The sequence below is a fragment of the Neorhizobium puerariae genome, from assembly GCF_042429745.1.
Classification (GTDB): domain Bacteria; phylum Pseudomonadota; class Alphaproteobacteria; order Rhizobiales; family Rhizobiaceae; genus Neorhizobium; species Neorhizobium puerariae.
Genome location: NZ_JBHMAA010000011.1, coordinates 1 through 12800 on the forward strand (window position 1 = coordinate 1; position 12800 = coordinate 12800).

At 62.5% G+C, this 12800-nt stretch carries 16 protein-coding genes; 11 read left to right on the plus strand and 5 right to left on the minus strand.

Annotated elements, in window-relative coordinates; all coding sequences use genetic code 11:
• From ACFFP0_RS08730 to ACFFP0_RS08745, 4 genes are all read right to left on the minus strand, one after another.
• The coding region (locus ACFFP0_RS08730; protein WP_377259120.1) for a dioxygenase at nt 1-293 on the minus strand (293 nt) is incomplete at its 3' end.
• A 35-nt stretch (nt 294-328) separates the two neighbouring features.
• Nucleotides 329-1390, minus strand: a complete 1062-nt coding sequence (locus ACFFP0_RS08735) for a maleylacetate reductase (RefSeq protein WP_377259122.1) — start codon at nt 1388-1390, stop codon at nt 329-331.
• 4 nt (nt 1391-1394) lie between these two features.
• A complete protein-coding gene (locus ACFFP0_RS08740; RefSeq protein WP_377259125.1) occupies nt 1395-2603 on the minus strand; it encodes a flavin-dependent oxidoreductase in 1209 nt (402 codons plus the stop codon).
• Nucleotides 2604-2967: 364 nt separating this feature from the next.
• A complete protein-coding gene (locus ACFFP0_RS08745; protein WP_377259128.1) occupies nt 2968-3432 on the minus strand; it encodes a MarR family winged helix-turn-helix transcriptional regulator in 465 nt (154 codons plus the stop codon).
• Between the two features lie 110 nt (nt 3433-3542).
• On the opposite strand from ACFFP0_RS08745, the gene ACFFP0_RS08750 reads away from it, so the two are divergent.
• The gene (locus ACFFP0_RS08750; protein ID WP_377259131.1) at nt 3543-3821 is read left to right on the plus strand and encodes a beta-propeller fold lactonase family protein; all 279 of its coding nucleotides are present in this window, start codon (nt 3543-3545) and stop codon (nt 3819-3821) included.
• An 87-nt stretch (nt 3822-3908) separates the two neighbouring features.
• Here the strand turns inward: ACFFP0_RS08750 and ACFFP0_RS08755 are convergent, their stop codons facing one another.
• Entirely contained in the window at nt 3909-4256 is a 348-nt protein-coding gene (locus tag ACFFP0_RS08755) for a hypothetical protein (RefSeq protein WP_377259134.1), read from the minus strand.
• Between the two features lie 240 nt (nt 4257-4496).
• On the opposite strand from ACFFP0_RS08755, the gene ACFFP0_RS08760 reads away from it, so the two are divergent.
• From ACFFP0_RS08760 to ACFFP0_RS08805, 10 genes are all read left to right on the plus strand, one after another.
• Nucleotides 4497-4754, plus strand: coding sequence for a hypothetical protein (locus ACFFP0_RS08760; RefSeq protein WP_377259137.1), 258 nt, complete (start codon nt 4497-4499; stop codon nt 4752-4754).
• 64 nt (nt 4755-4818) lie between these two features.
• A complete protein-coding gene (locus ACFFP0_RS08765) occupies nt 4819-5196 on the plus strand; it encodes a hypothetical protein (RefSeq protein WP_377259140.1) in 378 nt (125 codons plus the stop codon).
• 20 nt (nt 5197-5216) lie between these two features.
• Nucleotides 5217-6419: a hypothetical protein gene (locus tag ACFFP0_RS08770; protein ID WP_377259144.1), complete on the plus strand. Its 1203-nt coding sequence runs from the start codon at nt 5217-5219 to the stop codon at nt 6417-6419.
• A 156-nt stretch (nt 6420-6575) separates the two neighbouring features.
• On the plus strand, nt 6576-6758 hold the full coding sequence (locus tag ACFFP0_RS08775; RefSeq protein ID WP_377259147.1) for a helix-turn-helix domain-containing protein: 183 nt from the start codon (nt 6576-6578) through the stop codon (nt 6756-6758).
• A gap of 51 nt (nt 6759-6809) precedes the next feature.
• On the plus strand, nt 6810-7460 hold the full coding sequence (locus ACFFP0_RS08780; RefSeq protein ID WP_377259150.1) for a helix-turn-helix domain-containing protein: 651 nt from the start codon (nt 6810-6812) through the stop codon (nt 7458-7460).
• A 112-nt stretch (nt 7461-7572) separates the two neighbouring features.
• Nucleotides 7573-8478, plus strand: coding sequence for a class II glutamine amidotransferase (locus ACFFP0_RS08785; protein WP_377259153.1), 906 nt, complete (start codon nt 7573-7575; stop codon nt 8476-8478).
• Between the two features lie 2 nt (nt 8479-8480).
• Complete coding sequence (locus tag ACFFP0_RS08790; protein ID WP_377259156.1) at nt 8481-9167, plus strand: GltB/FmdC/FwdC-like GXGXG domain-containing protein; 687 nt, start codon at nt 8481-8483, stop codon at nt 9165-9167.
• An 18-nt stretch (nt 9168-9185) separates the two neighbouring features.
• A complete protein-coding gene (locus tag ACFFP0_RS08795; protein WP_377259159.1) occupies nt 9186-10514 on the plus strand; it encodes an FMN-binding glutamate synthase family protein in 1329 nt (442 codons plus the stop codon).
• A 76-nt stretch (nt 10515-10590) separates the two neighbouring features.
• Nucleotides 10591-11898 (plus strand): type III glutamate--ammonia ligase, encoded by a 1308-nt coding sequence (gene glnT, locus ACFFP0_RS08800; protein ID WP_377259162.1) that lies wholly within the window; start codon nt 10591-10593, stop codon nt 11896-11898.
• A 180-nt stretch (nt 11899-12078) separates the two neighbouring features.
• Nucleotides 12079-12774 carry a GntR family transcriptional regulator gene (locus ACFFP0_RS08805; protein WP_377259165.1) on the plus strand — a complete coding sequence of 232 codons (696 nt, stop codon included), beginning with the start codon at nt 12079-12081 and terminating at the stop codon, nt 12772-12774.
• The last annotated feature ends 26 nt before the right edge of the window (nt 12775-12800 follow it).

Below are 12800 nucleotides of genomic sequence, written 5' to 3' on the forward strand. Positions count from 1 at the left end.
TCCGTCGCGCCCTGCGGGCGTCGGTTGTTGATGGCGTCGACCAGCATGGAGAAGCCGAGCGTGTCGGAAAGCAGGATGAACTCCTGCCGCTCGCCGCTGCAGATCTGGCCTGTCTTCGTCAGGAAGCCGATGCCGGCCTCCCATTCCTCCTGGGTCAGGTGGATCTCCCTGGCGAAGGCATGCAGATGCCGGACCAGGCAGGCCATGACCTCGGCAAGCCGCGGGCTGATATCCGCCCCCATCCGCGCATTCACGGCCTCGACCGAACCCTCCTCGGTGAAATAGGATGGCATTTCATTCCTCCGTAATTCGTCGCCAAGCCACCCGGTTATTGCGGGCGGCTTCCTTCCCATGCGCCTTGCAGCAGTGCACGGAGCCCGGCTTCTTCGATGGGCTTGGGGTTCCAGTAGGGGTTTCTGGTCGCAAGTTCGGCAGCCTCGTCGAGATCCTTTTCGACCAGGCCAAGCTCCTTGAGCGCCAGCGGCGCGCCAAGTGACGCGGCGAGATCGTAGAGCCCGCCGCCGACCGGTCCGCCAAGCAGTTCCGCCGCCGGCGCCAGCGCCTTCGCTGCCGCATCCTCGTTGTAAGCCGCCGTATGCGGCAGCAGGATCGCGTGCGTTTCGGCATGCGGAAGGTTGAAACGACCGCCGAGCGTGTGACAGAGCTTGTGATGCAGCGCCATGCCCACTTGGGCGAGAACGGTCCCGCACAGCCAGGAGCCGAAAAGCGTTTCCTCCCGTGCAGCAAGGTCGTGCGGAGCGGCGACGACACCCGGCAGGCCGGTGACGAAGGCGCGGATGCCGCCAAGCGCGAGCTGATCCGAAAGCGGGTTTCGGTCGCGGGCATAGAGCCCCTCGACGGCATGCGCCACGGCGTTCAGCCCGCTGGTCACCGTCATGGCGGCCGGAAGCGTCGCCACCAGTTCGGGATCGTACAGGATCACTTCCGGCTGGACCCTGGGAGAGCGCAACGTCTCCTTCACGCCGCCGACGGTCTGCCCGATGACCGGGGTCGCCTCGGAGCCGGCATAGGTCGTCGGCAGCACGATCTGCGGCAGGTCGGTCCGCAGCGCGATTGCCTTGGCGAGCCCGATGGTGGAACCGCCGCCGATGGCGACGAGGCAATCGGCAGCAGCGGCGGCCGCGAGCGCTGTTTCGGTAACCTCGACCGGCGTGTGCATGACGGCGCCTGCGAAGAGGCCGTGGCCGAGAGCGCCGAGCTCGCCAAGCACGGCCTCGCCCTGTCCGGCCTGCTCGGCCGTGCTGAGAACCAGCGCGCGTGACAGCCCGAGCATGGTCATCTCGGCGCCGATCTCGTGCCGGACGCCTGCGCCGAGCCGCACGCGCACCGGCGGATGCCCCGGCTCGAAACCCGCGTGGAAGGTGCGCATCGCGTCAGCTCGCCTTCCTGGTAAAGCCGGCGATCTGGCGGTAGCGCGCTGCGACTTCCTCCAGTTCGGCCGCGGAAATCAGGTCCTCTATGCGGTCTTCCGGTCCCTTGACGCGTGCGGCCGCTATGTCGAGCACCTGTTCGGGGCCGCTTCTGCGGTTGTTCAGCACCACGTTCGTGGTGATCGGACGGCGCACCGCTTCATAGGCGGCCAGTCCTTCCGGTCCCGGTGCTTCGGCAAGGGCGTCGGCGAGCACCCGGCCGTCGAGGATGGCTTGCGAAGCGCCGTTTGCCCCCATCGGATACATGGGATGCGCAGCGTCGCCCAGCAGCGTGACCCGTCCCTCGGTCCACCATGGCAGCGGGTCGCGGTCGATCATCGGATATTGCGTGATTTTCTGCGTGTTCTTCAGAAGGGCGGGGATGTCGATGTCCGGCATCTGGAATTGCAGGAAATCGGCAATGAAGTCCCGGTCGCCCTCGCGTGTCCAGTCGGCGTCCTCAGCCGCGCGGGGCTGGTCGTGGCGCACTTCCGCCACCCAGTTGATCAGCGCCTTGCCCTCGCGCGCGGCGCGGCCGCTGATCGGATAACAGACGAACTTCACGTTATGATCGCCGGCAATGAACATGGTGCGTCCATCGGCGAAGGGAGACTGGAGATTGGCGCCGCGCCACATCATCGTGCCCTCGTAATGCGCCGGCCCTTCACCGGGATGGAGCTGGCGGCGCACCTTGGAGCGGAAGCCGTCAGCACCGATCAGGAGATCGCAGTCGAACGTGTCTCCATCGGCGAAAAGCACGCGTACGCCGTTTTCGTCCTGCGTAAAGCCCTCGATGCCCTTGCCGGTGGTGACGGTATCTTCGCCGGCGCGGGCGCGAACCTCCTCAAGGAGCAGGAACTGCAGCTCTCCGCGATGAACCGAATATTGCGGATATTCGAAACCGGCTTCCACGCAGCGCGGGTCGGACTGGATCAGATGGCCGAAACGCGTGCGATATTCGATGGCACGGGTGCGGATGGCCAGGTCGTCAAGCGCGTCGCCGAGGCCCAGCCCGAAAAGAATGCCCGCCGCATGGGGCATGACGTTGATGCCGACGCCAAGCGGCTGCAAGGTGTCCACCGCCTCGAAGACCCGCACTTCGAAACCTTTCTCGTGCAGGCAAAGCGCCGCCGTCAGGCCGCCGATGCCGGCGCCCGCTATCGCGATCCTCATATTGTCTTCTCCTTGAAAGTCAGCCGATAGGCTCGGCCGGCCACGGCCCGCGGATCACCCTCGACGATCAGGGGGCGATAAGCGAAACCGAACGGGCGACCTGTTGGTCAATCAGTCGTGTCTTGTGAAGCAAGGGGGCGCCAGCCGACAGGCCGCAAGCCCGCATCCTGGCGATCGTGTATCTGTTCTCCTCCTGAACCTCCGCATTCGCAAAACGTCCGGGAAGGCGTGTCCGGCGAAGTCCTCCTTGCGGCGCACCGAACCTCAAGCCGAAGCGAACCGTCCAGCCGCTTCCTTTTCCGAAATGCGAATTGTCAATAATGGTAATGCTGCCTGACTATTTTAGTCAAGCCGCCTGACTAATTTAATTTTCGGACAGGGTGCCGAACCTTGCCGCGTATCTGTTCAGCCCCTGCAGGATCGCATCCATCAAGGCATCGCCAAGTTCGGCGCGCATTTCATTTTCGGCGACGTCCAGGGCGTCGCGGAAGGCTTCCAGCCAGATCAGGCCCGCGGGCGTGAAGGTTACCAGGCGGGCGCGGCGGTCGCTCGGATCGCCGGTGCGGCTCACCAGCCCCATTGCGATGCACTGGTCCACGAGTTCGCTCATCGCCTGCTTGGTCATCTCGGCGCGGCGGGCGAGTTCGGTCAGGCGGGTGCCGCCGACATCCAGGTTGCGGGTGAGGTTGACATGGGCGATCCGGGTCTCGGAATGCCCTTTCTCGCTCATGACCTCCAGGACGCGGGCCTCGAAGCGCCGGACGGCGTTGTTGAGAAGGCGGCCGATATTGCCCTGGCGCCAGAGGGTTGTATCGGGAGGTTTTTTCAAACTCAGGCAGTCCATCCAAATCGCGTCGCATGTTTGCGCTGCTTTCTATACGGGGCAACGCCGTCCTGTTCCATAGCCGGATTGATCGAAGCGATGTTCGGTCATCTCCCGTGGCGCGCAGTCCGAATGGCCTGCTTCTCTACGCGGCCTTTCGCGGCCAACCCTATCGCGTCCATGTTTTCGCAATCGACCGCTCCACGGCCGAACTCCACCTCATCGGCACGAGACCGCTGCCGGCGGACATCCGCCATCTGAGCCTCGACAGGACCGGGAGCTACCTGTTCGGGGCATCGTGCAACGGCGGAGGCATCTCCATCAGCCGCGTCGGCGAGGATGGCTTGCCGGGCGCCGCACGGATGCTGGAAACGCCGCCACCCCCCACTTCGTGACCGTGACCGAGGACAATCGCCGCCCGCTCGTGTCGCTCGGAGGCGATGTCATTCTGTCCTGCAGCTTCGATATGCGGGACGGCGGCTTCAGATGATGGCGTTCGATGAAAAGCTGTCGACGATCACCGTCGCGACATCGCAGGCGATCAGTACGTGGATGAGGAAGACGATGAATTCCCTGTGGCTGCCTGAGGGCTCGGGCCTGCTCCAGCTCGTCGGGGCCGCCTCCTTCCTCGACGAATATCTGACCAGAAATACGATCGACCAGAGAAGATCGAAGATCGCGAACTGCTGGATCGTCGCGTCCAGAAGCCAGAAGGCGACGTTGCCCGCCAGACAGGCGAACCATTCATGGGCATTCTTCCGTCTGACGAGGTGACGTCCGACATTCAGCATCCGGGATTTGAGATCGCGGTGCTTTGTATCATGGGCCATGGCAGCCACCCTTTGCCGGTCATCGTTCGGCCGCAGGGGAGCAGATTCCACCGCAAGAGTGCGTTACGTTATATTGCGCCGGATTTTTTTCGATGACGGCGCCGCCGTGATGGACCAAGGCCACCGGGCATGATCGCATCATTTGCAACGCGCCCGAACAAAATGCCCGGCTTTCGCCCGGTTTTCGCCGTGTCCTGTCCATCGGTTCCGTCTACGTTTTCCTGAGCACAGGAGAACGAGATGCCCGATGCCGAATTCACCATTCCCCAGATCCTTCGCGACCCTCTCATTCGCCAGATGCTGAAGGCGGACGGGATGCCATTGTCCGACTTTGCCCTGCTTCTCCGGGAAACCGCCGTCCGGACGCGGAATGAACCGGCGTCTTCGACGGCGATCGCGCAGCCCGGGCCCTGCGACCGCCGCAGGCCGTGGTTGCCTGGAGGGATAGGGGACGCGCCGCCAATGGCTGAATTGTTAACCGTACAAAGCGCAACATAAAAAAACATCATCTGACATCGATTCGGTTCATGAGAAGGCAGATCAATTGCTTTGGACGCTTCTCATGATCCATACGCTCGCCATCGCGGATCGCTTGCCGGTTCTGGTCTGCCTGGCCAGTCCCAGGGGACTGGTGCTGGTGGATGAAATACTGACGCGGGAAGGCTTTGCGGTTACGGCCGCGAACACCTTGTCCGAATTCGGAGATGCCATGAGGCAGAGTGGGTTTCGCGTGATCGTTACCGTGTCCGAAGCGATCGAGGCCATCCGGCGGATGTCGCGGTTGCCGCTCGTGAACATCCGGACATTCGTCCACGAGCGGGCGGACAAGGATACCGGCCGGCGCATCTGTCTGTTCGACCGGGCGGCCTTTGTCGGCCGGGTTCGGCTCGCCGCCGAGAGCCGGTTCCCCGTATTTCCGCATGACTGCCTGACGCGCTGAACGAGAGGAAGGGAACCCAGGTGCACGGAACCATTCCATCCCGGCATATCCGGAAACGTGTCGTCCTGCACTTTCCCGGTTTCGAGCCCCTGGATGCCCACAAGCATCGCGAGCGCTATCAGCGCTCGATGTTGAAGACGGCGAAACTGTGGGGGTTCGCCGCCGAAGTCGGGCCGATCGGCCGCGAAGGCGGCAGGCCGTTCTTCGATGTCGACAGCCACGATCTTGCCTGGCGGATATCGAGCCGCGTCCACATCCTCGACCACAACGATCTCGTGAGGCGGCTGAACGGGAGACCGCTCGCCGCACGGCTGGTGAATGGATACCTGAGTGCCGCCCGCGTCATCCTGGAAGGCGGGACCCAGGCCTATTTCAGGCATGCCTGGCGCTTCGGCCTGTTTTTCGTCTTTCCGTTCCTGCTGGTTGGACTGGCGATGGGAGCGAGCCTGGCGATTGCCGGATATCCTCACTGGTTCGGACTTGGCTGGGGGCACTATCCGCTGGCGATCACCCTGGCCCATGTCTTCTTCTTCAGCATATTCCTGCCCTGGTCGGAACGGCTTCATACGTTGCACCTGCTTTCCGACTGGGAGATGGCCGTCGCCATCGCACGCCTCGATCGTCGCTCCGTTCTCGACTGGCTGGAGGATTGTGCGGCGGCGGCGAGAACCGCGCTTGCCGGGGAGGCCGACGAATACGTGATCAGCTCCCACAGCATGGGCTCCAGCGTCGCCGTGCATGTCATCGGCATGCTGTTGGAAAGAGAGCCGGAATTGTTCAAGGGAAAGCGGGTCGTCTTCGCCACGCTCGGGGGAGCGGTCCTGCAATGTGCCCTGCTGCGCTCGGCCACGGCGCTGCGCGCTCGCGTGGGCGCAATCGCGCGCACGAAGGAAATATTCTGGCTGGATGTTCAGTGCCTGGCGGATGCGATCAATTTCTACAAGTCGCGTGTGGTCGCCCTTGCCGGGCATCCGGACGCGCCGCAGGCTCACATCATATTCATCCGCATCAGGAACATGCTGTCTCCGGAACGCTACCGGAAGATCAAGCGGGACCTGCTGCGCGTCCACCGCCAGTACGTTCTCGATGCCGACCGGCGTACCCGCTTCGACTTCGCGCTGATGACGGCCGGGCCTCTTCCGGCCGCGTCGTTCGCGGATTTCTCCTGGGATCTTCCTTTGGAAACCGAGAGCGAACATCCGCCCCTATCCAGGGTTGGATAACCGGACGAAGGCAAGCGGAAGGCATGCGCCTTCGCGAAATGCGATCCCATGCGCCTGTCAGAGCCCGAACATGCCGCGCACAGCAGCCCATGGCGCGCGGAAGAAGCGGCTGCATCGGGCCTTGCGTGGCGAAGGACCTAGCTGAATTCCAGGCTCATGCGGGCAAGCTCGTCCATATCGCCCAGCATATGGGGGCGTATTTGCCCGCAGAGTCCGCTGTCCATCGCCGAAATCGGCTTTGCCACCGGCTTTTCCAGCGCCGGGCATTTTTCCCGGGCTTTCAAGGTGCGGTTCTCCGCCACGCCGAATTCGCTCCGGGGAAAAATTTCCTCCGAATAAAAAGATTATTACTGTAGGGAAAGGCATGCATTTCGAAGCGGAGTAAGACCGATGGCAGGCAATAAGAAGACGCATGAGCAGGCGTCGATGGCCCTTTCGCAGGACCCGCATGCGGTGCGGGAACCGCGCGAGAACAATCTTGAAATGGCGATCGGCCATGAGGTCCGTACCCTGCGCAAGACGCTCGGCATCACCGTCAACGACCTTGCCGCCGCCACGGGCATCTCGATCGGGATGTTGTCGAAGATTGAAAACGGCAACACCTCGCCGTCGCTCACGAGCCTGCAGGCGCTCTCGAAGGCTCTCGGTGTCCCCCTCACCGCTTTCTTCCGTCGCTTCGAGGAACCTCGCAACGCTATCTTTGTGAAGGCCGGGGAAGGGGTCAACATTGAGCGGCGCGGTACGCGCGCCGGTCACCAATACAGCCTGCTCGGACATATCGACAACAACACGAGCGGCGTCACCGTGGAGCCGTATCTTATCACGCTGACCACGGAATCCGACATCTTTCCGACGTTCCAGCACGAGGGAATGGAGTTTCTGTACATGCTGGAAGGAGAGGTCGTTTACCGCCATGGCGAGCGGCTGTTCACGATGCAGGCCGGCGACAGCCTTTTCTTCGATGCGGATGCGCCGCATGGCCCTCAGGAACTGGTGAAGCTTCCGGCGCGCTATCTGTCGATCATCAGCTATTCGCAATAACGGGATCGGCATCGTGAGAATTTTCCTGTAAAGAAATTTTTATTCCTTACAGTTGATTTGTGCAATGCCGCATGATAGCCCTTCGTTCAGCAACGAACGGAGGCGCACGTCGATGTGTGGCATTGTTGGATTATTCCTGAAGGACAAGAATCTGGAACCGCAGCTGGGCGCGCTGCTTTCCGATATGTTGATCACCATGACCGATCGCGGACCCGATTCCGCCGGCATCGCCATCTATGGCGGCGCGGCCGAAGGCCGGGCGAAGGTCACCGTCCAGTCGGTGGAGCCGCAGGCGGATTTCGCCGGGTTGGCGGAAGCGCTGACCGGAGAGGGCATCGATGCGTCGGTGACGGTCAAGAGCACCCACGCGGTGCTCGATATCCCGGCCGACAAGGCTGGCGAGATTCGTATCGCATTGACCCGGCTACGGCCGAACGTCCGCGTCATGGGCTCGGGCGAAAGTGTTGAAATCTACAAGGAAGTCGGCCTGCCGAGGGACGTGGTCAACCGCTTCGAAGTGCGCTCCATGGCTGGCACCCATGGCATCGGCCACACCCGCATGGCGACGGAATCGGCGGTGACGACGCTCGGGGCGCATCCCTTTTCGACCGGTGCGGACCAATGCCTGGTGCACAACGGCTCGTTGTCGAACCACAACAACCTGCGCCGTGATCTCGTACGCGAGGGCATGACCTTCGAGACCCAGAACGACTCGGAAGTGGCGGCCGCATATCTGACGGCGGAGATGGCGAAGGGCAAGGATCTCGGCGAGGCGCTCACCGGTGCGCTCGACGACCTCGACGGCTTCTTCACCTTCGTGGTCGGCACTAGGTCCGGCTTCGGCGTCGTGCGGGACCCGATTGCCTGCAAGCCGGCGGTCATGGCCGAAACGGACCAGTTTGTCGCTTTCGGATCGGAATACCGCGCACTCGTCAACCTGCCGGGCATTGAGAACGCCCGGGTCTGGGAGCCGGAGCCGGCCACCGTCTATTTCTGGGACCACGAGAAGGCTGCCTGACGATGCCCGTTTTCGATCTTTCCAACACGTCGCTGCGTGAACTCAACAGCGCTCTTCATGGACTTTCCGCAGGCGCAAACGACACGGAATTCGAGGTGACCAATCCCCGTGGCAGCCATGCCGTCGCGGTTGGCATCGACAGCCCGGTGACTGTGACGGTGCACGGGTCCGTCGGTTACTACTGCGCGGGGATGAACGACGGCGGCACCGTTACAGTGGAAGGCTCCGCAGGTCCGGGCGTTGCCGAGAACATGATGTCGGGCACTGTCGTGATCGAAGGCGATGCCTCGCAATATGCCGGCGCCACCGGCCGCGGCGGGCTTCTCGTCATCAAGGGCAATGCCGCCTCGCGCTGCGGCATCTCGATGAAGGGCATCGATATCGTCGTGCATGGCTCGATCGGCCATATGTCGGCGTTCATGGGGCAGTCCGGCCATCTGGTGGTCTGCGGCGATGCGGGCGACGCGCTGGGAGACAGTCTCTACGAGGCGAAGCTCTTCGTGCGCGGCACGGTCAAAAGCCTCGGCTCCGATTGCATCGAAAAGGAAATGCGGCCGGAGCATCTGGAAAAGCTTGCCGAGCTTCTGGAGAAGGCAGGCATCGCCGACGTGAAACCTGAAGAATTCAAACGCTACGGTTCGGCCCGCAAACTCTACAATTTCAATATCGACAACGCCGACGCGTACTGAGCGCCGAGAGGGTCCGTCATGTCCTATCACAACCCCTATACCCCGCCCCGCAAGTCGGCGGCCTTTGACGACTATACGCTTGCGGAGATCCGCCGCGCCGCGGCCACCGGCATCTACGATATCCGCGGCGCCGGCACCAAGCGCAAGGTGCCGCATTTCGATGATCTGCTTTTCCTCGGCGCCTCCATTTCACGCTATCCGCTCGAAGGCTATCGCGAGAAATGCGACACCACCGTCACGCTCGGTGCCCGTTTCGCAAAAAAGCCGATCACGCTCAAAACCCCGATCACCATCGCCGGCATGAGCTTCGGAGCACTCTCCGGCAACGCCAAGGAAGCGCTCGGCCGCGGCGCGACGATTGCCGGCACCTCGACGACGACCGGCGATGGCGGCATGACCGACGAGGAGCGCGGTCATTCCCAGACGCTTGTCTATCAATACCTGCCCTCGCGATACGGCATGAACCCCAGGGACCTGCGCCGCGCGGACGCCATTGAGGTTGTCGTCGGGCAGGGGGCCAAGCCGGGCGGCGGCGGCATGTTGCTTGGCCAGAAGATTTCCGATCGCGTCGCCAACATGCGCAATCTGCCGAAGGGCATCGATCAGCGTTCCGCCTGCCGCCACCCCGACTGGACGGGGCCGGACGATCTCGAAATCAAGATACTGGAACTGCGCGAGATCACCGACTGGGAAAAGCCGATCTATGTGAAGGTGGGCGGTGCACGCCCCTACTACGACACCGCGCTCGCGGTGAAGGCCGGCGCCGATGTCGTCGTGCTCGATGGCATGCAGGGCGGCACCGCCGCCACCCAGGACGTGTTCATCGAGAACGTCGGCATGCCGACACTCGCCTGCATTCGCCCTGCGGTCCAGGCGCTGCAGGATCTCGGCATGCACCGCAAGGTGCAATTGATCATCTCCGGCGGCGTCCGTTCCGGTGCCGATGTCGCCAAGGCGCTCGCGCTCGGCGCCGATGCGGTGGCCATCGGCACGGCCGCGCTTGTCGCCATTGGCGACAACGACCCCCGCTGGGAGGAGGAATATCAGAAGCTGGGCAGCACGGCCGGCGCCTATGACGACTGGCATGAAGGCAAGGACCCGGCCGGCATTACGACCCAGAATCCCGAGCTTGCAGCCCGCCTCGATCCCGTCGTGGCCGGTCGTAGGCTTGCCAACTACCTGAAGGTGATGACGCTAGAGGCGCAGACGATAGCGCGCGCCTGCGGCAAGAACCATCTTCACAACCTGGAGCCGGAAGACCTCGTCGCATTGACGATGGAGGCTGCCGCCATGGCTCAGGTACCGCTCGCCGGTACCAACTGGTATCCCGGCAAGGCCGGTTTCTGACCGTGCCGGCCGCGTTTGGGAGGATGCGGCCGGTTCATTTCAACAAGTGTCCAATACTGAAAACAGGGGAACGACCGTGACACTGGACCTCTCGAAATTCGCTGCCGAGAAGGGCATCAAATATTTCATGATCAGCTATACGGACCTGTTCGGCGGCCAACGCGCCAAACTGGTCCCCGCCGAAGCGATCGCCGGCATGCAGAAAGACGGAGCCGGCTTTGCCGGTTTCGCCACTTGGCTGGACCTGACTCCTGCCCATCCCGATCTCTTCGCTGTTCCCGATGCATCGTCCGTTATTCAGCTTCCCTGGAAAAAGGAGGTGGCGTGGGTGGCTGCCGATTGCACGATGGACGACCAGCCGGTCGGCCAGGCGCCGCGCGTCATGCTGAAGAGACTTGTCGCCGAAGCAGCAGAGGCCGGCCTGCGGGTGAGGACCGGCGTGGAACCGGAATTCTTCCTGATCGCAGCCGACGGATCGGTGATTTCCGACGCGTTCGATACGGCGGAAAAGCCCTGCTACGATCAGCAGGCCCTGCTGCGCAGATACGATGTGATCGCTGAAATCTGCGACTATATGCTCGAACTTGGCTGGAAGCCCTATCAGAACGACCACGAGGACGCCAACGGCCAGTTCGAGATGAACTGGGAGTATGACGATGCGCTGAAGACGGCCGACAGGCACTCCTTCTTCAAGTTCATGGTCAAGTCGATCGCCGAGAAGCACGGGTTGAGGGCAACCTTCATGCCGAAACCCTTCAAGGGCCTGACGGGAAACGGATGCCATGCGCATATATCGGTCTGGGACCTGGAAGGTAAGGTCAACGCGTTTGCCGACAGGGCGATGCCCTTTGGCCTGTCGGCGCAGGGCAAGACCTTCCTTGGCGGGATCATGAAACATGCTTCCGCACTCGCCGCCGTCACCAACCCGACCGTCAATTCCTACAAGCGCATCAATGCGCCCAGAACGATCTCCGGCGCCACCTGGGCGCCCAACACCGTCACCTGGACCGGCAACAACCGCACGCACATGGTGCGTGTCCCGGGGCCCGGCCGTTTCGAGCTCCGGCTGCCCGACGGGGCCGTCAACCCCTACCTGCTGCAGGCGATCATCATCGCCGCGGGTTTGTCGGGTATCCGCTCCAACGCCGATCCAGGCCCGCACTACGACATCGACATGTACAAGGACGGGCATTCGGTCACCGATGCACCGAAGCTTCCGCTCAATCTCCTCGATGCGCTCCGCGAATATGAGAGGGATGAGGAACTCCGGCGAGCGCTGGGCCACGAGTTCTCCTCCGCCTATCTCAAGATGAAGCATGGCGAGTGGAACAGCTATTGCTCTCAGTTCACCGACTGGGAACGGCATACCACCCTTGATATCTGATGTTCCCCAGCCGCTTCGCGGCCTCTTCCTCCCAAGTCCCGGTTCATATGTATCCGGGCGCATGGGCTAAGCGAACCGTTGCTTTCGACAGCGGCCCCAGACTATATTTTGGTACGCCATATTATGGAGTGAGATTCTGCCGCGGTGGCCGAAGGCGTGCAAAATGTGAAGGATGATATAATGGGCGCTGCTTTGCAGGATAGTGCCATACGGGTCGAGCGTCCGTCGAAGACGCTCAGGGAACTGGCGCTTGACAAGGTTCGGGATGCGATCGTCAATGGTTATTTCCGGCCGGGAGACCGGCTCGTCGAGCGTGATCTCTGCGCTCAACTCGGCGTCAGCCGAACGATCGTGAGAGAGGTGTTGCGTCATCTGGAATCGGAGGGCCTGGTTGCGAACCAGCCCAACCGGGGGCCGATCGTTGCAATGCTTGACCTCGAGGAAGCGAAGCAAATCTATGAGATTCGCGGTGCGCTTGAGGGGATGGCGGCAAGACTTTGTGCCGAGCGCGGCGACAAGGCGATTGCCCAAGCGCTCGATGAGTCGCTGGACGGCATTCGCCGGAGCTATGCGGAGAAGGACACGGCCGGCGTTCTGGCGCATACAAGTGCCTTTTACCAGACGCTTTTCAGCATGGTGGATCGGCACGTCGCCTGGGGGGTCGTGAATCTCCTGACGGTTCGGATCAATCATCTTCGATCGATGACAATCAAGACGCCGAACCGCGATAGCGACGGGCCGGCGCAGATGAAGAAGATCGTAGACGCAATTCGCGCGGGGGATGGGCAGGCCGCCTATCAGGCCGCCACCGAGCACGTCGCAAGCGCTTGTGCGATCGCGGAGAAGCTTTTGTCGGCCCAAGCCGCCTCCAAGTAAGATCGCCGGACTTTAAGTTCTCCGGT

What these genes read in the sequence shown, in the direction of transcription:
- ACFFP0_RS08735 (WP_377259122.1), bottom strand. Translation starts at nt 1,390, where the DNA reads ATGCGCACCTTCCACGCGGGTTTCGAGCCGGGGCATCCGCCGGTGCGC.
- ACFFP0_RS08740 (WP_377259125.1), bottom strand. Translation starts at nt 2,603, where the DNA reads ATGAGGATCGCGATAGCGGGCGCCGGCATCGGCGGCCTGACGGCGGCG.
- ACFFP0_RS08755 (WP_377259134.1), bottom strand. Translation starts at nt 4,256, where the DNA reads ATGGCCCATGATACAAAGCACCGCGATCTCAAATCCCGGATGCTGAAT.
- ACFFP0_RS08795 (WP_377259159.1), top strand. Translation starts at nt 9,186, where the DNA reads ATGTCCTATCACAACCCCTATACCCCGCCCCGCAAGTCGGCGGCCTTT.
- ACFFP0_RS08775 (WP_377259147.1), top strand. Translation starts at nt 6,576, where the DNA reads ATGCGGGCAAGCTCGTCCATATCGCCCAGCATATGGGGGCGTATTTGC.
- ACFFP0_RS08780 (WP_377259150.1), top strand. Translation starts at nt 6,810, where the DNA reads ATGGCAGGCAATAAGAAGACGCATGAGCAGGCGTCGATGGCCCTTTCG.
- ACFFP0_RS08790 (WP_377259156.1), top strand. Translation starts at nt 8,481, where the DNA reads ATGCCCGTTTTCGATCTTTCCAACACGTCGCTGCGTGAACTCAACAGC.
- ACFFP0_RS08785 (WP_377259153.1), top strand. Translation starts at nt 7,573, where the DNA reads ATGTGTGGCATTGTTGGATTATTCCTGAAGGACAAGAATCTGGAACCG.
- ACFFP0_RS08765 (WP_377259140.1), top strand. Translation starts at nt 4,819, where the DNA reads ATGATCCATACGCTCGCCATCGCGGATCGCTTGCCGGTTCTGGTCTGC.
- ACFFP0_RS08760 (WP_377259137.1), top strand. Translation starts at nt 4,497, where the DNA reads ATGCCCGATGCCGAATTCACCATTCCCCAGATCCTTCGCGACCCTCTC.
- ACFFP0_RS08805 (WP_377259165.1), top strand. Translation starts at nt 12,079, where the DNA reads ATGGGCGCTGCTTTGCAGGATAGTGCCATACGGGTCGAGCGTCCGTCG.